The organism is Peptococcus simiae, from assembly GCF_046569735.1.
In the GTDB taxonomy this organism is placed as follows: Bacteria; Bacillota; Peptococcia; order Peptococcales; family Peptococcaceae; genus Peptococcus; species Peptococcus simiae_A.
In genome coordinates this window covers 18586-36511 of sequence record NZ_JBKICG010000007.1, presented here as the reverse complement: position 1 = coordinate 36511, position 17926 = coordinate 18586, and the positions used below count along the sequence as shown (strand labels likewise).

32 protein-coding genes are annotated in these 17926 nt (G+C 50.0%); all 32 read left to right on the top strand.

Annotation, left to right across the window (positions count from 1 at the left end):
* Positions 1-16: 16 nt before the first annotated feature.
* The 32 genes from fusA (at position 17) to rpsK (ending at position 17915) form a co-directional block, all read left to right on the top strand.
* Positions 17-2092, top strand: coding sequence for an elongation factor G (gene fusA, locus ACLGL1_RS04235; RefSeq protein WP_411007534.1), 2076 nt, complete (start codon positions 17-19; stop codon positions 2090-2092).
* 24 nt (positions 2093-2116) lie between these two features.
* Positions 2117-3307, top strand: a complete 1191-nt coding sequence (gene tuf / locus ACLGL1_RS04230) for an elongation factor Tu (RefSeq protein ID WP_411007533.1) — start codon at positions 2117-2119, stop codon at positions 3305-3307.
* 135 nt (positions 3308-3442) lie between these two features.
* Positions 3443-4372, top strand: coding sequence for an acyltransferase family protein (locus ACLGL1_RS04225; RefSeq protein WP_411007532.1), 930 nt, complete (start codon positions 3443-3445; stop codon positions 4370-4372).
* Positions 4373-4464: 92 nt separating this feature from the next.
* Positions 4465-4824, top strand: a complete 360-nt coding sequence (locus tag ACLGL1_RS04220; protein WP_411007531.1) for a cupin domain-containing protein — start codon at positions 4465-4467, stop codon at positions 4822-4824.
* A 246-nt stretch (positions 4825-5070) separates the two neighbouring features.
* Positions 5071-5379 carry a 30S ribosomal protein S10 gene (rpsJ, locus tag ACLGL1_RS04215; RefSeq protein ID WP_408976538.1) on the top strand — a complete coding sequence of 103 codons (309 nt, stop codon included), beginning with the start codon at positions 5071-5073 and terminating at the stop codon, positions 5377-5379.
* Between the two features lie 25 nt (positions 5380-5404).
* Positions 5405-6031, top strand: a complete 627-nt coding sequence (gene rplC / locus ACLGL1_RS04210) for a 50S ribosomal protein L3 (protein WP_411007530.1) — start codon at positions 5405-5407, stop codon at positions 6029-6031.
* Positions 6032-6048: 17 nt separating this feature from the next.
* Positions 6049-6672: a 50S ribosomal protein L4 gene (rplD, locus tag ACLGL1_RS04205; RefSeq protein ID WP_411007529.1), complete on the top strand. Its 624-nt coding sequence runs from the start codon at positions 6049-6051 to the stop codon at positions 6670-6672.
* Positions 6672-6959 carry a 50S ribosomal protein L23 gene (rplW, locus tag ACLGL1_RS04200; RefSeq protein ID WP_408976541.1) on the top strand — a complete coding sequence of 96 codons (288 nt, stop codon included), beginning with the start codon at positions 6672-6674 and terminating at the stop codon, positions 6957-6959. Before rplD ends, rplW begins: the two co-directional genes overlap by 1 nt.
* 18 nt (positions 6960-6977) lie before the next feature.
* Positions 6978-7811, top strand: a complete 834-nt coding sequence (rplB, locus tag ACLGL1_RS04195; protein ID WP_411007528.1) for a 50S ribosomal protein L2 — start codon at positions 6978-6980, stop codon at positions 7809-7811.
* 24 nt (positions 7812-7835) lie between these two features.
* Positions 7836-8117, top strand: coding sequence for a 30S ribosomal protein S19 (gene rpsS, locus ACLGL1_RS04190; protein WP_408976543.1), 282 nt, complete (start codon positions 7836-7838; stop codon positions 8115-8117).
* 15 nt (positions 8118-8132) lie between these two features.
* Positions 8133-8465: a 50S ribosomal protein L22 gene (gene rplV, locus ACLGL1_RS04185; protein WP_411007527.1), complete on the top strand. Its 333-nt coding sequence runs from the start codon at positions 8133-8135 to the stop codon at positions 8463-8465.
* A gap of 10 nt (positions 8466-8475) precedes the next feature.
* Positions 8476-9144, top strand: a complete 669-nt coding sequence (gene rpsC / locus ACLGL1_RS04180) for a 30S ribosomal protein S3 (RefSeq protein WP_411007526.1) — start codon at positions 8476-8478, stop codon at positions 9142-9144.
* A 2-nt stretch (positions 9145-9146) separates the two neighbouring features.
* On the top strand, positions 9147-9581 hold the full coding sequence (rplP, locus tag ACLGL1_RS04175; protein WP_411007525.1) for a 50S ribosomal protein L16: 435 nt from the start codon (positions 9147-9149) through the stop codon (positions 9579-9581).
* Complete coding sequence (rpmC, locus tag ACLGL1_RS04170; RefSeq protein ID WP_091791141.1) at positions 9571-9774, top strand: 50S ribosomal protein L29; 204 nt, start codon at positions 9571-9573, stop codon at positions 9772-9774. The genes rplP and rpmC overlap by 11 nt, the downstream gene beginning before the upstream one ends.
* Before the next feature lie 14 nt (positions 9775-9788).
* Entirely contained in the window at positions 9789-10052 is a 264-nt protein-coding gene (rpsQ, locus tag ACLGL1_RS04165; RefSeq protein WP_411007524.1) for a 30S ribosomal protein S17, read from the top strand.
* A gap of 24 nt (positions 10053-10076) precedes the next feature.
* On the top strand, positions 10077-10442 hold the full coding sequence (gene rplN, locus ACLGL1_RS04160; RefSeq protein ID WP_408976548.1) for a 50S ribosomal protein L14: 366 nt from the start codon (positions 10077-10079) through the stop codon (positions 10440-10442).
* A 24-nt stretch (positions 10443-10466) separates the two neighbouring features.
* Entirely contained in the window at positions 10467-10775 is a 309-nt protein-coding gene (gene rplX, locus ACLGL1_RS04155; RefSeq protein ID WP_411007581.1) for a 50S ribosomal protein L24, read from the top strand.
* A 14-nt stretch (positions 10776-10789) separates the two neighbouring features.
* On the top strand, positions 10790-11329 hold the full coding sequence (gene rplE / locus ACLGL1_RS04150; protein ID WP_411007523.1) for a 50S ribosomal protein L5: 540 nt from the start codon (positions 10790-10792) through the stop codon (positions 11327-11329).
* A gap of 14 nt (positions 11330-11343) precedes the next feature.
* Positions 11344-11523 (top strand): type Z 30S ribosomal protein S14, encoded by a 180-nt coding sequence (locus tag ACLGL1_RS04145; RefSeq protein ID WP_091791145.1) that lies wholly within the window; start codon positions 11344-11346, stop codon positions 11521-11523.
* A 29-nt stretch (positions 11524-11552) separates the two neighbouring features.
* Complete coding sequence (rpsH, locus tag ACLGL1_RS04140) at positions 11553-11951, top strand: 30S ribosomal protein S8 (RefSeq protein WP_091791146.1); 399 nt, start codon at positions 11553-11555, stop codon at positions 11949-11951.
* A gap of 10 nt (positions 11952-11961) precedes the next feature.
* Positions 11962-12507: a 50S ribosomal protein L6 gene (gene rplF / locus ACLGL1_RS04135; RefSeq protein WP_411007522.1), complete on the top strand. Its 546-nt coding sequence runs from the start codon at positions 11962-11964 to the stop codon at positions 12505-12507.
* Positions 12508-12529: 22 nt separating this feature from the next.
* Positions 12530-12883: a 50S ribosomal protein L18 gene (gene rplR / locus ACLGL1_RS04130; RefSeq protein ID WP_411007521.1), complete on the top strand. Its 354-nt coding sequence runs from the start codon at positions 12530-12532 to the stop codon at positions 12881-12883.
* Positions 12884-12901: 18 nt separating this feature from the next.
* Positions 12902-13411: a 30S ribosomal protein S5 gene (gene rpsE, locus ACLGL1_RS04125; protein ID WP_411007520.1), complete on the top strand. Its 510-nt coding sequence runs from the start codon at positions 12902-12904 to the stop codon at positions 13409-13411.
* A 10-nt stretch (positions 13412-13421) separates the two neighbouring features.
* Entirely contained in the window at positions 13422-13607 is a 186-nt protein-coding gene (gene rpmD / locus ACLGL1_RS04120; RefSeq protein ID WP_408976552.1) for a 50S ribosomal protein L30, read from the top strand.
* A gap of 17 nt (positions 13608-13624) precedes the next feature.
* Positions 13625-14074: a 50S ribosomal protein L15 gene (gene rplO / locus ACLGL1_RS04115; RefSeq protein WP_408976553.1), complete on the top strand. Its 450-nt coding sequence runs from the start codon at positions 13625-13627 to the stop codon at positions 14072-14074.
* A complete protein-coding gene (secY, locus tag ACLGL1_RS04110; RefSeq protein ID WP_411007519.1) occupies positions 14074-15324 on the top strand; it encodes a preprotein translocase subunit SecY in 1251 nt (416 codons plus the stop codon). Before rplO ends, secY begins: the two co-directional genes overlap by 1 nt.
* A 16-nt stretch (positions 15325-15340) precedes the next feature.
* Positions 15341-15991, top strand: a complete 651-nt coding sequence (locus tag ACLGL1_RS04105) for an adenylate kinase (RefSeq protein WP_411007518.1) — start codon at positions 15341-15343, stop codon at positions 15989-15991.
* Positions 15988-16737 carry a type I methionyl aminopeptidase gene (gene map / locus ACLGL1_RS04100; RefSeq protein ID WP_411007517.1) on the top strand — a complete coding sequence of 250 codons (750 nt, stop codon included), beginning with the start codon at positions 15988-15990 and terminating at the stop codon, positions 16735-16737. Before ACLGL1_RS04105 ends, map begins: the two co-directional genes overlap by 4 nt.
* A 26-nt stretch (positions 16738-16763) precedes the next feature.
* Complete coding sequence (infA, locus tag ACLGL1_RS04095; RefSeq protein WP_091791155.1) at positions 16764-16979, top strand: translation initiation factor IF-1; 216 nt, start codon at positions 16764-16766, stop codon at positions 16977-16979.
* Between the two features lie 23 nt (positions 16980-17002).
* A complete protein-coding gene (rpmJ, locus tag ACLGL1_RS04090; protein ID WP_091791156.1) occupies positions 17003-17116 on the top strand; it encodes a 50S ribosomal protein L36 in 114 nt (37 codons plus the stop codon).
* Between the two features lie 17 nt (positions 17117-17133).
* Positions 17134-17502, top strand: a complete 369-nt coding sequence (gene rpsM / locus ACLGL1_RS04085) for a 30S ribosomal protein S13 (RefSeq protein ID WP_408976557.1) — start codon at positions 17134-17136, stop codon at positions 17500-17502.
* Between the two features lie 14 nt (positions 17503-17516).
* The gene (gene rpsK / locus ACLGL1_RS04080; protein ID WP_408976558.1) at positions 17517-17915 is read left to right on the top strand and encodes a 30S ribosomal protein S11; all 399 of its coding nucleotides are present in this window, start codon (positions 17517-17519) and stop codon (positions 17913-17915) included.
* Positions 17916-17926 lie beyond the last annotated feature (11 nt).

Below are 17926 nucleotides of genomic sequence, written 5' to 3'. Positions count from 1 at the left end.
AAAAGGAGGCAGCTAAGTGGGAAGAGATTTTTCGCTTCAAAACACCCGTAATATTGGTATCATGGCTCACATTGATGCCGGTAAAACAACAACTTCCGAGCGTATCCTGTATTATACCGGTAAATCCCACAAAATCGGCGAAGTACATGACGGCGCAGCTACCATGGACTGGATGGAGCAAGAGCAGGAACGTGGTATCACCATAACCTCCGCTGCAACCACCACCACATGGCATGGAACTAGAATAAATATTATAGACACGCCAGGGCACGTTGATTTCACTGTTGAAGTCGAACGGTCTCTCCGTGTACTAGACAGCGCTGTAGCTGTATTCTGCGCTGTGGCCGGTGTACAGCCCCAGTCTGAAACGGTATGGCGTCAAGCTGTGCGCTATGGCGTACCGCGGATTGCCTTCGTCAATAAGATGGACCGGACCGGCGCCAACTTCTTAAATGTTGTAGGTCAGCTGAAAGACCGGTTAGGCGCTAACGCCATTGCTGTCCAGCTGCCGATCGGTGCTGAAGATCACTTTGACGGCTTGATCGACCTAGTCGAAATGAAAGCCTATAAGTTCCTCGACAGCAAAGATTTAGTCAACTATGAAGAAATGGACATCCCGGCCGATATGGCTGACCTAGTTGAAGAGTATCGGGCGGCTTTGCTTGATGGGATTGCTGAAACGGATGAAGACTTCATGGAAAAATACCTTGAAGGGGAAGACATCTCCGTCAAGGATATTAAAAAAGCCCTGCGGAAAGCCACCATCGCCAATGAAGCCGTCCCTGTATTCTGTGGGTCCGCTTTCAAAAACAAGGGGGTCCAGTTCCTCTTGAACGGCGTTGTGGACTATGCGCCGGCCCCGACCGATATCCCATCTATTGACGGGGTTCTGCCGGATGGTACTGAAGCTTCTCGTCACGCTAGTGATGATGAACCCTTCTCTGCCCTGGCCTTTAAAGTGATGACCGACCCCTATGTCGGTAAACTTTCCTTTTTCCGGGTTTATTCCGGGACCTTAAAGAGCGGTAGCTACGTTTACAACTCCACCAAGGGGAAACGTGAACGTATCGGCCGTATCCTTTTAATGCACTCCAACAGCCGGACTGAAATTGATGAAGTCTTCGCTGGTGATATCGCCGCTGCTGTTGGTTTAAAAGATACCGGCACAGGGGACACCCTCTGCGATGAAAAGGATGAAATCATCCTCGAAAGCATGGAATTCCCGGATCCGGTTATCTCCATCGCCATTGAACCTGCTTCCAAAGGGGATCAAGATAAAATGGGTCTGGCCTTAGCCAAACTGGCTGAAGAAGACCCGACCTTCAAAACCTACACCGATGAAGAAACCGGCCAAACCATTATCAGCGGGATGGGCGAGTTACACTTAGACATCATCGTTGACCGTCTGAAACGCGAATTCCACGTGGAAGCCAATGTAGGTAAACCGATGGTTTCTTATAAAGAAACCATCCGCAAGAAAGTCGAAGCAGAAGGTAAATTCGTTCGTCAGTCCGGTGGTCGTGGTCAATACGGTCACGCTGTCATCGAACTCGAACCTCTAGAGCCCGGCTCCGGCTTCCAGTTTGAAAGTAAGATCGTCGGTGGGGCTGTCCCCAAAGAATACGTCGGTCCGATTGAAAACGGGATTAAAGAAGCCATGGAAAACGGGGTCCTGGCCGGTTACGATATGGTTGACATGAAGGCAACCCTGATCGACGGCTCTTACCACGACGTCGACTCTTCTGAAATGGCCTTTAAAGTGGCTGGCTCCATGGCCTTCAAGAATGCGGCTGAAAAAGCGAACCCGGTCATTTTAGAACCGGTGATGAAAATTGAAATCACCGTTCCGGATGAATACATGGGTGACGTTATGGGTGACCTCAACGGTCGCCGCGGCCGGATTGAAGGGATGGAAGCCCAAGGGAACACCCAGGTTATTCATGGCTTCGTTCCCCTGTCTGAAATGTTCGGCTATGCAACCGACTTGCGTTCCAGAACCCAGGGCCGTGGCCTTTACAGCATGCAAAGTGACCACTTTGAAGAAGTCCCCAAATCCATTGCTGAAGAAATCATTGCCAAGCGCAAAGGTTAATTTTTAAAATAGGAGGCTAACATCATGGCAAAAGAAAAATTTGAGCGTACAAAACCGCACGTTAACATTGGTACCATCGGTCACGTTGACCATGGTAAAACCACCACCACTGCAGCCATCACCGCAGTCCTGGCCCAGGAAGGTAAAGCCAAAGCCAACAAATTCGACGAAATCGACAAGGCACCGGAAGAACGTGAACGTGGTATTACCATCAACACCTCCCACGTTGAATACGAAACCGACGCTCGTCACTACGCCCACGTCGACTGCCCGGGCCACGCCGACTATGTTAAAAACATGATCACCGGCGCAGCCCAAATGGACGGCGCCATCCTGGTTGTATCCGCAGCAGACGGCCCCATGCCCCAAACCCGTGAGCACATCCTCCTGGCCCGCCAGGTAGGCGTCCCCTACATCGTCGTATTCATGAACAAATGCGACCTCGTAGACGACGAAGAACTGCTCGAACTCGTCGAAATGGAAATTCGTGAACTCTTAAGCGAATACGACTTCCCCGGCGACGACATCCCCGTCATTCGCGGCAGCGGCTACCAAGCCCTCCAAGACCCGACCGGTCCCTGGGCAGAAAACATCAAAGAACTCATGCAAGCTGTTGACGACTACATCCCGACCCCGGAACGGGACAAAGACAAACCCTTCCTCATGCCCGTCGAAGACGTTTTCTCCATCACCGGTCGTGGTACCGTCGCCACCGGTCGTGTAGAACGTGGTGAACTGAAAATCGGCGACGAATTAGAAATCGTCGGCATCACCGAAGAAACCAAGAAAACCGTCTGCACCGGCGTAGAAATGTTCCGTAAACAACTCGACTACGCAGAAGCCGGCGACAACATCGGCGCCCTCCTCCGTGGTATCGACAAAGACCAAATCGAACGTGGGCAAGTTCTGGCCAAACCCGGCACCATCACCCCCCACACCAAATTCGAATGTGAAGTCTACGTCCTGACCAAAGAAGAAGGCGGCCGTCACAAACCCTTCTTCGACGGTTACCGTCCCCAATTCTACTTCCGTACCACCGACGTCACCGGCGTCATCGAACTGCCGGAAGGCACCGAAATGGTCATGCCTGGCGACAACGTCAAAATGGCAGTCGAACTCATTAGCCCCATCGCCATGGAAGAAGGTCTCCGTTTCGCTATCCGCGAAGGTGGCCACACCGTAGGCGCCGGCGTTGTATCTAAGATTGACAAATAAGTTATTCTTTATCAAGCAGGGCCCCAGGCCCTGCTTTTTTGCTATAATTGGAGGGACCTGGTGAGTCTTGTTGCCTACTGGCATAGCCTGTGGATTACCCCCCCTTTATTGCTAAGGGTCAGAAGGAGCCTGCCGATGCGTGTTGAAAATAAATCGAAACGTGATTTAAGCATTGATGGCGCGAAATTTGCGACGCTTTGGTTGGTTGTTTTTGGCCATGTTTTAGTTTTTTATGATATTGAGACGCCTTCGCTTTTCAATATGGTAGAAACACCTGTATATTTAGTGGATCAGCTTGTACGGGCCATTTATAGCTTTCACATGCCGCTTTTCTTTATTTTGGCCGGTATGGTGTATAGACCAAAGGATTTTTGCCTTAAGTTCATTTATACAAAAGTCAAGCGCTTGCTTTTGCCGGCTCTACTGGTTTTTGTTTGCTTCATGATTCCTGTCTTGAAGTTCTTGGGGTATTACGAACCGCTCACTTGGAAGAATTTTGTCTTTAATGATGGGCTCAGACATGTATGGTATGCTCATACTCTTTTTTGCATATTCGTCTTAAATCGTATTTTAGATGAGCTGAAAATACCTCCAGTCGTCAAACTACTTGCGGCTGCTGTGGTCTTCTTTTCTCATCCAGCCTTTCCAATTCATGGCTTAACTGGCAATATTATCTATTTTCAAATGGGGGAAGTTTTTGGTAAAAAATTTAATTGCTCCCCTGTGGTCTGGCTCATGGCGGGAGGCATATTCCTGCTGGTATTCAACTTTGGGGCCATTCATCTTACCGGGCAGATGGGCCAAGATCTTTATGACCTGACCCTAGCTTTAACCGGATCATTATTCTTTTTCAATATAGCTAAACATTTGAAATACCACTTTCATGAGCAATTAGGTGTTTACTTGCTTCACCCCATGCTGATCTACTTATTTCAATCTGTTTTGAAAGATAAATCCATAGAGGCTTGGCCTTGGATTATTAGCGTAACCATCATATCCTTCTGTATGGCCATGCTTTTAACCAAGTTGTATCATAAAGTGATCAGCCTTGCTTTTATGTCATAGATGGTTAAGGGGTTTTGATTTTTGCATGAAGGAAAAAGATAGCTGTTACGACGCAGGAGTTACTTCATAGAAGCTGAAAGGAGAGCATAGGAATGATTATTCAAGATAAGGATATGCAGCGGGAAATCCGCACTGAATGTTTTGGTGGCCAAGGAAAGGTGGAATTTAAGTTTCTCATTCCGCCGGAAAAATTAAAGGGAGAGGCCAAGATGTTTAACGTCCTCACCTTCGAACCGGGTGCTTCTCTGGGGCTCCATGACCACACCGATAATTTTGAACTCTACTATATCTTGGAAGGCACCGCCCATGTCGATGACAACGGGACCCCGGTCGATGTCGGCCCCGGGGACCTCATCTACACCGCTGATGGGGCCAAACACTCCATTACGGCCACCGGCGATAAGCCTATGAAGATGATTGCCACTGTTATTTTTGAAAATAAAGGCGAATAAAAGCCCTTAACAGACTTCACCACCGGCGCCTGCCCTTGATGAATCAAGGCAGGCGCTACTTTTTGTAAAAAATAGCTAAAAACCATAAAAATCCTTGCATCGCACTTACGGCTGTGGTAAACTATTGGGGTGTCTCACTGTGAAGAAGCGGAAGGTTGCTGGATTTATGGACACGCCAGAGTCCGTGGCCCAGGTTTTTCCGTGGAGCATGTCCGCTAATCGGGCGCTTAAGGAGGAAATATAAGAATGGCAAGAAACAAAATCAGAATTCGGTTAAAAGCCTTTGACCACAAGCTGCTGGATCAAAGCGCAAGTAAGATCGTCGAAACAGCTAAGAAAACCGGTGCCAATGTGGCCGGTCCGATTCCGCTGCCGACGGAAAAGAGTGTTTTCACCGTACTGCGGTCACCCCACGTCAACAAAGACAGCCGGGAACAATTTGAACGCCGTACCCACAAACGCTTGGTTGATATAACCGAACACACCAACAAGACCGTTGAAGCGCTGATGCGCCTTGACCTGCCGAGTGGTGTAGAAATTGAAATCAAACTGTAAGTTAAATTAAGGAGGTGCAGTACACATGAAAGCGATTTTAGGTAAGAAGATTGGGATGACCCAAATCTTTACGCCCGAAGGGGCGCTCATTCCGGTGACCGCTATTGAAGCCGGTCCCTGCTATGTAACCCAAGTTAAAACCAACGACAATGACGGCTACGAAGCTGTGCAAGTGGGCTTTGGCGCTGTGAAACCGGTCCGTGTTAATAAACCCATGCAGGGACACTTTGATAAAGCCGGTGTGGCCGCAGCTCGCTACTTGCGAGAATTTCGTGTGGATGATGCAGCCGAATTTACTACCGGTCAAACCATCGCTGCCGATGTGTTTGAAGCGGGAGATAAAGTGGATGTAACCGGGACCAGCAAGGGTAAAGGCTTTGCAGGTACCATTAAGCGCTATGGCGCCCACAGAGGCCCCATGTCCCACGGTTCCAAGCATAAACGTAAAACCGGTTCCCTTGGTGCAGCAGGCCCAAGCCGTGTATTCAAAGGGCATCATTCCCCAGGTCGTAAGGGTAATGCAAAAACCACTGTTCAAAACTTGGAAGTGGTTAAGGTTGACGTAGAAAACAACTTGATCTTAGTCAAAGGTGCCGTACCGGGGGCTAAGAAGAGCCTGGTCGTATTACAAACCAGCGTCAAGTCGAAGTAGGGAAGGGAGGATAACCAATGCCAAAAGTTAATTTGTATAATATGGAAGGCGCAAGCTTAGGTGAGCTTGACCTTTCCGAAAAGGTCTTCGGTGCTGAAGCCAATGAGGCTGTCGTACACGAAGTGGTTGTTGCTTACCTCGCCGGCTTGCGCCGTGGGACCAGCAGCACCAAGAGCCGCGGCGAAGTGCGTGGCGGTGGCCGGAAGCCCTGGCGTCAAAAAGGGACCGGTCGGGCCCGTGTAGGGACCATCCGGTCTCCGCTATGGCGTGGTGGGTCCATCATCTTTGGGCCGAAACCGAGAAGCTATAAGAAAGGCATCAACAAGAAGAAAGTCCTCGTGGCTTTACGGAGTGCCCTGTCTGCCAAGGTAGCGGAAGACGCTCTGATCGTTTTAGATGAACTCGCTTTCGATGCACCGAAAACCAAGGACATGCTGAAGGTGCTGGATGCAGTTAAATCCACCGGCAAGTTCCTACTGGTCCTCGGTGAAGAAAATGAAACGGTTATCAAAAGTGCCCGGAATATTCCTGGCTCTGCCATCACTACCGTTAACCGTCTGACCACTTATGATGTCCTTCATGCAGATAAAATGATCATCACTAAAGACGCCCTTGCAAAAGTCGAGGAGGTGCTGGCGTAATGAAACTGGCACGCGATATTATCATTAAACCGATTGTTACGGAAAAATCCGTAGACTTAATGGCAGAAAACAAATACTGCTTCAAGGTTGCAGCAGATGCCAATAAAATCGAAATTCAAAAAGCAATCGAAGAAATTTTCAAAGTGGCTGTTGTTCAGGTCAACACCCTGAATGTCAAAGGTAAAAAGAAACGGGTCGGCCGTTCTGTAGGGATGACCTCCGGCTATCAGAAAGCCATTGTTACCTTGGCTGAAGGTGACAGCATTGAAATCTTTGAAGGTATGTAATTGAACGGAGGGTACTAAATGGCACTGAAATCATTTAAACCGACTTCTGCCGGTGTTCGTCATATGACGGTCTCTCCGTTTACGGAAGTGACCACCGACAAACCGGAGAAATCGCTTCTCGAACCGCTTAACAAAAAAGCCGGTCGTAACAGCCGTGGTGTCATCACGGTTCGCCACCATGGCGGCGGCCATAAAAGAAAATATCGTATCATTGACTTCAAACGGAACAAAGACGGCATCCCCGCTCGGGTAGCAACGATCGAATACGATCCCAACCGGAGTGCCCGGATTGCCCTCTTACACTATGTAGATGGTGAAAAACGCTACATTCTCGCCCCGGACGGCCTCAAGGTAGGGGACAAGGTTTACTCCGGCAGCGAAGCCGACATCAAAGTCGGTAACGCCCTCCCCCTGGCCAATATCCCGAACGGTTCCTTTATCCACAACATTGAACTGCAACCGGGCAAGGGTGGGCAACTTTGCCGCAGCGCCGGCGTTGGCGCCCAGCTCATGGCTAAAGAAGGCAAGTACGGCACTGTCCGTCTGCCGAGCGGCGAAATGCGTCGTATTTTACTCACCTGCCGGGCAACCATTGGCGAAGTCGGCAACAGTGAACACGCCAACATCTCCATCGGTAAAGCCGGCCGTTCTCGCTGGATGAACAAACGCCCCCATGTTCGTGGTTCTGTAATGAACCCGAATGATCACCCGCACGGTGGTGGTGAAGGTCGCGCACCTGTTGGTCGTAAGTCCCCTGTATCTCCTTGGGGTAAAGTGGCTCACGGTGGTAAGACCCGTAATCCTAAGAAACTGAGCAACCAGTTCATCGTCAGATCCAGAAAAGGCAAGTAAGCCGGCGAGGAAGGAGTGAATGTAATGAGCAGATCGTTAAAAAAGGGACCTTTTGTAGACGAAAAGCTTTACAATCGTGTCGTTCAAATGAACGAAGCAAACGAAAAATCAGTCATTAAGACCTGGAGTCGTGCATCGACGATTTTCCCTGAATTCGTCGGTCATACCTTTGCCGTCCATGATGGCAGAAAACACATCCCGGTATACGTTACCGAGGACATGGTTGGACATAAACTAGGTGAATTCGCCCCGACCCGGACCTTCCGTGGTCACGGTGGCGGCGAAAAATCCACCGGGTTAAGATAGGAAGGAGGCGTCCAAGTGGAAGCAAAAGCATGTGCAAAATTCGTGCGTATCTCCCCGCTGAAAGCCCGTCAAGTTGTTGACTTGATCCGTGGTAAAAGCGTTGAAGAAGCCATGATCACTTTAAAATTTACCGCTCACAAGGCCTCTCCTATTGTCGAAAAGGTGCTTAAGAGCGCCATCGCCAATGCTGAACATAATTATGACATGAGCACTGATTCTTTATACATCTCATGTGCTACCGTTGACCAGGGCCCGTCCATTAAGCGCTTCAAACCGCGCGCCATGGGTCGTGCTGACGGTATTACCAAAAAGACCAGTCATATCACCATTACGGTCGCTGAAAGATAGGAGGAACAAAGTGGGTCAAAAAGTCAATCCGATTGGCATGCGCGTCGGCGTTATCCGTGACTGGGATGCCAGATGGTATGCTGATGATAAAAACTATGTGGATCTCTTACATGAAGACTTTCAAATTCGCGAATTCGTCAAGAAAAAACTTTTCGAAAGTGGCGTATCCTCCATTATCATTGAACGGACCGGCACGACGAAAGTAAAAGTGACGATTCATACCGCTAAGCCGGGCATTGTTATCGGCAAAAACGGGTCTGCAATCGAAGTCCTTCGTGCAGAATTAGAAAAAATGACCGGTAAGAGCGTTTCTATCTCTGTTATGGAAGTTAAACGCCCTGAGGCAGATGCTCAGCTCATCGCTGAAAGCATTGCAGAAGCTTTGGTCCGCCGGATTTCCTTCCGTCGTGCCATCAAACAAGCCCTGCAACGTGCCAACAAGGCCGGTGTTAAAGGGATTAAAGTTGCCGTAAGCGGCCGTCTCGGCGGGGCTGACATTGCCCGGACCGAATGGGCCACCGAAGGTAAGGTACCCCTGCACACCCTGCGTGCAGACATCGACTACGGCTTTTATGAAGCCGATACCACCTATGGTAAAATCGGTGTTAAGGTTTGGACCTATAAAGGGGAAGTCCTACCGGAAGCTGCCGGCAGTCAAAATAAAAAAGGAGGCCGGTAAGCATGTTAATGCCTAAAAGAACAAAATGGCGCCGCCCTCATCGTAGAAGCTTAAAGGGTAAGGCCCAGCGGGGCACCAAGGTCACCTATGGTGAATACGGTTTACAGGCTACGAGCGGCCACTGGGTAACCAGCCGTCAAATTGAAGCCGCCCGTATCGCCATGACCCGTTACATCAAACGTGGTGGCCAAGTGTGGATTAAAATTTTCCCGGACCAACCGGTTACCGCTAAGCCCGCCGAAGTCCGCATGGGTTCCGGTAAAGGGGCGCCTGACTACTGGGTAGCCATCGTTAAACCGGGCAGGGTTATGTTTGAAATCGGTGGCGTTCCCGAGCATGTTGCACGTGAAGCGCTGCGTTTGGCTGCACACAAGTTGCCCTTGACTTGCAAATTCGTCAAACGTGAGGAAATGGAGGGCGATCAGAGTGAAAGCTGAAGCTTTAAGAGATCTTTCTATGGATGAATTAAATAAAAAAGTTCTGGACCTCAAAGAAGAGCTTTTCAACCTGCGTTTCCAAATGGCAACCGGTCAGCTCGAAAATCCGATGCAATTAAAACAGGTCCGTAAAGATATCGCCCGCGCAAAAACCGTGATTCGCGAACGCGAAATCGCCGGCGATCTTGACTGATTAGGAGGTAAAAAATGGCAGAACGTAATTTAAGAAAAGTCCGCTACGGTACTGTTGCCAGCGACAAGATGGACAAGACCATCGTTGTTGCCGTGGACAGCCATTCGCCACATCCTCTGTACGGCAAAATCGCTAAACACACCAAAAAATACAAAGTGCACGATGAAAACAACGACGCCAAGGTCGGCGATTGGGTTAAAATTATGGAAACCCGCCCCCTTTCCAAAACCAAAAGATGGCGTCTGGATTCCATCATCGAACGCGCTGACATTGTGTAGGCGGTAGTTTAGGAGGAAGACAGAATGATACAACAGGAAACAAGACTCAAGGTTGGCGATAATACCGGCGCTAAAGAACTCCTGTGCATTCGCGTGCTCGGTGGGACCAAGCGTCGTTACGCATCCGTTGGGGATATCATAGTTTGCTCCGTCAAAGAAGCAACACCCGGTGGCGTGGTCAAGAAAGGCGATGTCGTTAAAGCGGTCGTTGTTCGTACAAAACGCGCAGTTAAACGCGCCGACGGTTCTTATATTCGCTTCAGCGAAAATGCTGCTGTGATCATCAAGGACGATAAGGGTCCCCGCGGCACCCGTATTTTCGGGCCCGTAGCCAGAGAGCTGCGTCAAGACTTCATGAAAATCGTCTCTTTGGCACCCGAAGTGCTTTAAGCGGAGGTGAATACAGTGGGAAAAATCAGATTGAGAAAGGGCGATGAAGTCATCGTCATTTCCGGTAAAGATAAAGGTAAGATCGGTAAGATCATTAAAGTACTCCCGGCAAAAGATCGCGTGATTGTTGAAGGGGTGGCTGTCGCGAAGCGGCACACCAAACCCAGCCAGGCGAATCCGCAGGGTGGCATTGTTGATAAAGAAATGCCCATTCATGTATCTAACGTGATGGCCTATGATGCGAAGAATAAAAAAGGCTCCCGCCTCGGTTACCGTGTCGATGCAGACGGTAAAAAGGTTCGCATCCTGGTCAGCACCGGAGCTGAATTTTAAGAAAGGAGGACATCATGGCAAGACTTAAGGACAAATATGTAAATGACATTGCACCGGCTTTGGTCAAGGAATTCGGCTATGAAAACGTCATGGCCATTCCTAAGCTGGACAAGGTAGTGGTAAACATCGGCCTCGGCGAAGCAATCGCCAACCCGAAAGCCCTTGATGCAGCCTTAGAAGACATCGCTGCGATTACCGGTCAGAAGCCGGTTGTCACCCGGGCTAAAAAGTCCATCGCAGGTTTTAAGCTGCGTGAAGACATGCCGATTGGGGTCAAAGTCACCCTGCGTGGTGATCGGATGTATGAATTCATCGACCGCCTTTTTAACGTAGCCCTTCCGCGTGTTCGGGACTTCCGTGGCGTATCTCCTAAGAGTTTCGATGGTCGCGGCAACTACTCCCTCGGCCTTCGTGAACAGCTGATCTTCCCGGAAATCGATTTCGATAAGGTGGACAAGGTGCGCGGTATGCAAATCGCCTTTACCACCACAGCTAAAACGGATGAAGAAGGCAAGGCGCTCTTAACGGCGCTTGGCATGCCGTTTGCAGGTTAATTGGGAGGTATAAAATGGCAAAGACGTCTCAAAAAGTACGCAAAGCGCCCAAATATAAGGTTCGTGAACACAATCGCTGTAAAGTTTGTGGCCGCCCTCACGGCTATATGCGCAAATTTGGCTTATGCCGCGTTTGCTTCCGTGAACTGGCCAGCAAAGGCGAACTGCCGGGTGTTACGAAATCCAGCTGGTAAGCCCTACCCTGGAAGGAGGTCATAAATAAATGGTAATGACAGATCCCATCGCGGATTTTTTAACCCGTATCCGCAATGCAAATATGCAGCGGCATGAAAAAGTTGAAATCCCCGCTTCTAAAGTAAAAGTATCCATTGCGGAAATCCTTTTAGAAGAAGGGTTTATTAAAAATTATGACGTGACCGAAGATGGCAAGCAAGGCATTGTGACGGTGACCTTGAAATACGGCCCGGAACGTGAACACGTTATCTCCGGTCTCAAGCGCATCTCCAAACCCGGTCTGAAGGTCTACTGCAAGAAAGACAATGTTCCCAGAGTGCTCGGGGGCCTTGGTGTGGCGGTTATTTCCACCAGCCACGGCATCATGACCGATCGCCAGGCACGCAAAGACGGTCTCGGCGGCGAAGTGCTCTGCTACATCTGGTAGGAGGTGCCAAATGAGTCGAATTGGTAAAAAACCGATCGTAATCCCTGAAGGGGTTACTGTGGATATCGCTGAAGGCAACGTGGTTCATACCAAGGGGCCTAAAGGCGAATTAACAAAAACCATGCATGCAGACATGGTGTTGGCAATGGAAAACGGTGAAATTATCGTTAAAACACCTGAAAACCAGGAAAAAGCTTACGGTGCCCTTTGGGGCTTGACCCGCAGCCTAGTCAATAATATGGTTGAAGGGGTTCATACCGGGTATTCCAAGACCCTGATCTTAAAAGGGGTCGGCTACCGTGCCCTGGTAAACGGTAATAAATTAACCTTAAACGTCGGCTATAGCCATCCGGTTGAGATGGAAGCCCCGGAAGGGATCACCATTGAAGCGCCGGAAGCGACTAAGGTCGTTGTATCCGGGGCAGATAAAGAACTCGTCGGCGATGTTGCAGCAGATATTCGTGCCGTTCGCTTACCTGAACCCTATAAGGGCAAGGGTATCCGTTACGAAAACGAACATATCAAACTGAAAGCCGGTAAGACCGGCAGCAAGTAGGGCCGGAAAGGAGTGACCTGTTTTGAAGAAAAATTATGATCGCAAAGCGATTCGTGCGAAAAAACATAAAAGAATGCGTTTTTATCTCCAAGGCACTGCAGACCGCCCACGTTTGTCTGTATTTCGCAGCGCACGTCATATCTATGCACAGATTATTGACGATAGCATTGGTAAGACCTTGGTGAGCGCCTCTACCTTAAAGGCTAGTGCTGAGGGCGACAAAACTGAACAGGCTCATGAGGTGGGCTTAGCAATCGGTAAAAAAGCACTTGACCAGGGCATCACGAAAGTCGTCTTCGACCGTGGCGGTAATGTTTATCATGGCCGCATTAAAGCACTGGCTGAAGGCGCTCGTGAAGCCGGACTGGACTTTTAGGCCAAAGGAGGGAAAAGCGTGAATAAAGAACTCATCAATGCAAATGAGCTCGAGCTCGAAGAACGTGTCGTCACCATTAACCGTGTGGCGAAAGTTGTCAAAGGTGGTCGACGCTTCAGCTTCAGCGCCCTCGTCGTGGTCGGCAACGGTGCCGGCATTGTCGGTGTCGGGCTGGGTAAAGCGAACGAAGTGCCGGAAGCCATTCGTAAAGGCGTAGAAGACGCTAAGAAAAACCTGGTTCGTATACCGCTGGTAAAAGGGGATACGATTCCGCACAGTGCTGTAGGCCGTTATGGGGCAGCACGTGTCATGCTTAAACCGGCCTCCGAAGGGACCGGGGTTATTTCCGGCGGGGCTGTTCGTGCCGTCGCTGAACTGGCCGGGATTAAAAACATTTTTGCTAAATCCCTGGGCAGCGATAACCAAATCAATATCGTTCGTGCAGCCATCACCGGCTTGTCCGAAATGAAAAATATTAAAGACGTAGCTCGCCTGCGTGGTAAACGCATCGAAGAAATCTGGAGCTAGGAGGGTGGATATGGCCAATTTGAAAATAACCCTGAGTAAAAGCGTAATTGGCGCTTCTGCTTCTCAGAAAAAGGTTGTTAAAGCGCTGGGCCTGACCAAGACCAACCACAGTGTTGTGCGTCCTGACGTGGACACTGTTCGTGGTATGATTGGCAAGGTTAGCCACCTCGTAACTGTAGAAGAAATCGACGCGTAGTTAGGAGGTGCTGTCAAGTGAAATTACATGAATTACATCCTGCCGAAGGCAGCCGTCATAGATTAAAACGTAAGGGCCGCGGGATTGGGTCCGGTCTCGGAAAAACGTCCGGTAGAGGGCACAAGGGTCAACTGGCCCGGTCCGGCGGCGGTAAAGGCCCCTCCTTTGAAGGTGGTCAAACCCCCCTGCAACGTCGTCTGCCCAAGCGCGGCTTCTCAAACTACCCCTTCCGTGTCCGTTATTCCGTTATCTCACTGGCCGACTTAAATCGCTTTGAAGCCGGGTCTGTTGTGACGCCGGATGAGCTGATTGATTGCGGATTAGTGAAACAAATGGAAAACGGAGGTGTCAAAGTCTTAGCTAATGGCGAAATCGACCGCGCATTAACCGTTCAGGCCCAGGCCTTTAGTGCTAAAGCCAAAGAGGCGATCGAAGCAGCCGGCGGTAAAGCCGAGGTGATTAAGTAATGCTTGCTACCTTAAATCAAGCAATACGCACCCCTGAGATGCGTAAAAAAATCATCTTCACCTTGATCATGTTTTTAATCTTCCGGATAGGGACCCATATTCCCGTTCCGGGCTTTAATAAAGAAGCCATCGACCAGCTGGTCGACCAGGCCAAGCTCTTAGGCTTTTTTGATATCATTTCCGGGGGCGGCTTCCGTAATATATCTATCTTTGCGATGAGCATCACCCCCTACATTAACGCATCCATTATCATGCAGCTGATGACCGTTATTAGCCCCCGTATTGAAGCGATGGCTAAGGACGACCGGAAGAAGATGGTCGAATGGACCCGGTACTTAACCGTTATCCTGGGCTTTATCCAAGCCCTGGGGATGACCATCGGTCTTTTACGTCAAGCTGTTATCGCCCAAGGTGCTTTTTCCATCATCGTCATCGCCGTGACCTTCACTGCAGGGACCGCCTGCCTGATGTGGATTGGTGAGCTGATTACGGAAAAAGGGATCGGCAACGGCATTTCACTCATCATTTTTGCCGGGATCGTATCCAAGATTCCTCATGGGATCAACACCTTATACGAATATGTCCAGGGTGGCCCAATCCGCTTCCTGTATGTATTCTTCTTCTTAATCATCGCCTTACTCATCATCATGGGGATTATTGTGGTGAACCAAGGCGAACGTCGCGTACCGGTTCAGTATGCGAAACGGGTCGTTGGCCGGAAGGTTTATGGCGGTCAATCTACCCACATCCCCATTAAAGTGAACTCTGCAGGGGTTATCCCTGTCATTTTCGCCATGAGCATTATGATGCTGCCGAGCACCATCGCTACCTTCTTCCCGAACAATAGCGTGGCTAACTTCATTAGCCAAAATATGAGCCCGAACAGCATCACCTATAACATTTTCTATGCGCTCCTTATCCTGTTCTTCACCTACTTCTACAGCTCCATCACCTTTAACCCAATTGATGTGAGTGATAACATTCGCCGGAACGGCGGCTTCATTCCGGGCCTGCGTCCGGGTCGCCCGACCTCTGAATACATCACCCGCGTTATGAGCCGGATCACCCTCTTTGGCGCCTTCTTCTTAGCTGCCATCGCTGTGCTGCCGGCCATCATCCTTGGGGCAACCGGTATGAACCTGTATTTCGGTGGGACGTCGCTTCTCATTGTGGTCGGTGTGGCTCTGGATACCATGAAGCAGATTGAATCTAATATGCTCATGCGCAACTACCAGGGCTTTATGAAGTAATCGGAGGGAAAGAAAAATGCAAATTTTACTCATGGGACCTCCCGGTGCCGGGAAAGGCACCCAGGCTGAATTTTTAGTAGAGACCTATGCTATCCCGCATATCTCTACCGGTGATATGTTCCGGAAGGCGCAAGCTGATGGGACGGCCTTAGGCCTTGAAGCCAAACGCTACATGGAAGCCGGCGACTTGGTGCCGGATGAAGTGACCATCGGCATTGTGCGTGAACGTTTGGCAGAAGATGACTGCAAAAAAGGCTTCCTGCTGGATGGCTTTCCGCGGACAGTTGGCCAGGCAGAGGCCTTAAAGGACATTCTAAAAGACCTGGACATGCAGTTGGACGCTGCCTTAAATATCGAAGTTGCTGAGGAAGAACTCATCAAAAGACTAACCGGGCGTCGGATCTGCAAGACCTGCGGCGCCACCTACCACACCGTCTTTAACCCGCCCCAAGCGGCTGATGTGTGTGATAAGGACGGAGGTCCCCTATACCAACGCAAAGACGATAACGAAGAAACAGCTAAAAACCGCCTGTCTGTTTATGCCGGTCAAACCCAACCGCTCATAGACTACTATGAAAAAGAAGGGGTTCTGGTTCGGATTAATGGTCAACAAGATGTGGGTCAAGTCACTGAAGATATTAAAAAAGCCCTTGAGGCCCGCCAATGATTACCATAAAAACAGAGCGGGAAATAGCCCTCATGCGTGAAGCCGGTCGTATTGTAGCCGAAACGCATGCCCTACTGGCCGAGTCCTTAAAGCCCGGCATCAGTACCCTGGAGTTGGATGCCATTGCCGAAGATTACATCCGCGGCAAGGGGGCCATCCCCTCCTTTAAAAACTATAATGGCTTTTCCGGCAGCATTTGCGCATCCATTAATGATGTAGTCGTTCACGGCATCCCGAGTGCGGATACCATCCTCAAAGAGGGTGATATCATCAGCTTTGACGTTGGCGCCATCTTAAACGGCTACCATGGCGATGCTGCACGAACCCTCCCTTGCGGGCAGGTAGACCAGGCCGCCCTGGACCTGATAGAAGTGACCCGGGCATCCTTTGAAGAATCCCTGAAATACGCCCGTGAAGGCTACCGTCTATCGGATATCGGCCACGCTGTCCAGGAATACTGTGAGAGCCGTGGTTACGGGGTGGTCCGTGACTTTTGTGGTCACGGCATTGGCACCAGTATGCACGAAGACCCGCAGATTCCCAATTATGGGCGTCCCGGTCGGGGTGTCCGCCTCAAAACAGGCATGTGCCTGGCCATTGAGCCGATGATTACCGAAGGGACCTGGGAAGTGACCGTTCAACCTGACGGCTGGACCGTCCTGACCAATGATGGCAAGCGTGCTGCCCACCATGAAAATACCATCGCCCTGACAGCTGATGGTCCCGTTATTTTAACGGCGCTATAAATTGCCAAAGCAAAAGGAGGCCATCCATGAGTAAAGACGTCATCGAAGTTCAAGGTACCGTCCTTGAAGCTTTACCCAATGCCATGTTTCAGGTAGAACTTGAAAACGGGCATACGGTATTGGCACATATTAGCGGTAAAATCCGCATGAACTTTATAAAAATCCTTCCGGGGGACCGGGTAACGGTGGAGCTTTCTCCTTACGACCTATCTCGCGGTCGGATCACCTACCGTTTCAAATAGACCGACTCTAAGGAGGTTCCTAGATGAAAGTGAGAGCATCTGTAAAACCGATGTGTGAAAAATGCAAGATCATCAAACGCAAGGGTCGCGTGATGGTCATTTGTAACAATAAAAAACACAAACAAGTCCAAGGCTAAGTGCTGGAGGTGCAAATATGGCAAGAATTTCAGGTGTCGACCTGCCCAGAGACAAGCGTATTGTTGTAGGGCTCACCTATATTTACGGCATTGGTCGTTCCACTGCCGATCAACTGGTCGCGCAAACCGGCATCGATCCCGATGTCCGTGTTCGTGACTTAACTGATGAAGATGAAGCAAAGTTGCGTGAAGCCGTCTCCGAACTCACCGTTGAAGGGGACTTGCGTCGTGAAACCAACTTAAATATCAAACGTCTGACTGAAATCGGCTGCTACCGTGGCATTCGTCACCGTAAAGGGCTGCCGGTTCGCGGTCAGAAAACCAAAACCAATGCCCGGACCCGCAAGGGTAAAGTGCGGTCTGCTGCAGGCAAACGTAAAAAGTAAAGGGGTGAAGTCAGTTGGCTAAACAACAAAGAAAAAGCACACGTGGCCGCCGTAAAGACCGTAGAACGGTTGAACGCGGTGTAGCCCATATTAAAAGCTCTTTCAACAATACCATCGTAACCATTAGCGATACCCAAGGGAATGCCTTAAGCTGGGCCTCTGCCGGCGGTATGGGTTTCCGTGGGTCTAGAAAAAGCACGCCTTTCGCAGCCCAAGTTGCAGCTGAAACCGCTGCCAAGGCCGCTATGGAATATGGCTTAAAGGAAATTGAATGCATGGTTAAAGGCCCCGGCTCCGGCCGTGAAGCCGCTATCCGTGCCCTGCAGGCTGCAGGTCTTGAAGTCAGCATGATTAAGGACGTCACCCCGATTCCACATAACGGTTGCCGTCCGCCGAAACGCAGAAGAGTATAAGGAGGGTTAAG

Bases quoted from the DNA above. Each gene is read 5' to 3' on its own strand.
- tuf (WP_411007533.1), top strand. From the start codon at position 2,117: ATGGCAAAAGAAAAATTTGAGCGTACAAAACCGCACGTTAACATTGGT.
- ACLGL1_RS04225 (WP_411007532.1), top strand. From the start codon at position 3,443: ATGCGTGTTGAAAATAAATCGAAACGTGATTTAAGCATTGATGGCGCG.
- ACLGL1_RS04220 (WP_411007531.1), top strand. From the start codon at position 4,465: ATGATTATTCAAGATAAGGATATGCAGCGGGAAATCCGCACTGAATGT.
- rpsJ (WP_408976538.1), top strand. From the start codon at position 5,071: ATGGCAAGAAACAAAATCAGAATTCGGTTAAAAGCCTTTGACCACAAG.
- rplC (WP_411007530.1), top strand. From the start codon at position 5,405: ATGAAAGCGATTTTAGGTAAGAAGATTGGGATGACCCAAATCTTTACG.
- rplD (WP_411007529.1), top strand. From the start codon at position 6,049: ATGCCAAAAGTTAATTTGTATAATATGGAAGGCGCAAGCTTAGGTGAG.
- rplW (WP_408976541.1), top strand. From the start codon at position 6,672: ATGAAACTGGCACGCGATATTATCATTAAACCGATTGTTACGGAAAAA.
- rplB (WP_411007528.1), top strand. From the start codon at position 6,978: ATGGCACTGAAATCATTTAAACCGACTTCTGCCGGTGTTCGTCATATG.
- rpsS (WP_408976543.1), top strand. From the start codon at position 7,836: ATGAGCAGATCGTTAAAAAAGGGACCTTTTGTAGACGAAAAGCTTTAC.
- rplP (WP_411007525.1), top strand. From the start codon at position 9,147: ATGTTAATGCCTAAAAGAACAAAATGGCGCCGCCCTCATCGTAGAAGC.
- rpsQ (WP_411007524.1), top strand. From the start codon at position 9,789: ATGGCAGAACGTAATTTAAGAAAAGTCCGCTACGGTACTGTTGCCAGC.
- rplN (WP_408976548.1), top strand. From the start codon at position 10,077: ATGATACAACAGGAAACAAGACTCAAGGTTGGCGATAATACCGGCGCT.
- rplE (WP_411007523.1), top strand. From the start codon at position 10,790: ATGGCAAGACTTAAGGACAAATATGTAAATGACATTGCACCGGCTTTG.
- ACLGL1_RS04145 (WP_091791145.1), top strand. From the start codon at position 11,344: ATGGCAAAGACGTCTCAAAAAGTACGCAAAGCGCCCAAATATAAGGTT.
- rpsH (WP_091791146.1), top strand. From the start codon at position 11,553: ATGGTAATGACAGATCCCATCGCGGATTTTTTAACCCGTATCCGCAAT.
- rplF (WP_411007522.1), top strand. From the start codon at position 11,962: ATGAGTCGAATTGGTAAAAAACCGATCGTAATCCCTGAAGGGGTTACT.
- rpmD (WP_408976552.1), top strand. From the start codon at position 13,422: ATGGCCAATTTGAAAATAACCCTGAGTAAAAGCGTAATTGGCGCTTCT.
- secY (WP_411007519.1), top strand. From the start codon at position 14,074: ATGCTTGCTACCTTAAATCAAGCAATACGCACCCCTGAGATGCGTAAA.
- ACLGL1_RS04105 (WP_411007518.1), top strand. From the start codon at position 15,341: ATGCAAATTTTACTCATGGGACCTCCCGGTGCCGGGAAAGGCACCCAG.
- map (WP_411007517.1), top strand. From the start codon at position 15,988: ATGATTACCATAAAAACAGAGCGGGAAATAGCCCTCATGCGTGAAGCC.
- infA (WP_091791155.1), top strand. From the start codon at position 16,764: ATGAGTAAAGACGTCATCGAAGTTCAAGGTACCGTCCTTGAAGCTTTA.
- rpmJ (WP_091791156.1), top strand. From the start codon at position 17,003: ATGAAAGTGAGAGCATCTGTAAAACCGATGTGTGAAAAATGCAAGATC.
- rpsM (WP_408976557.1), top strand. From the start codon at position 17,134: ATGGCAAGAATTTCAGGTGTCGACCTGCCCAGAGACAAGCGTATTGTT.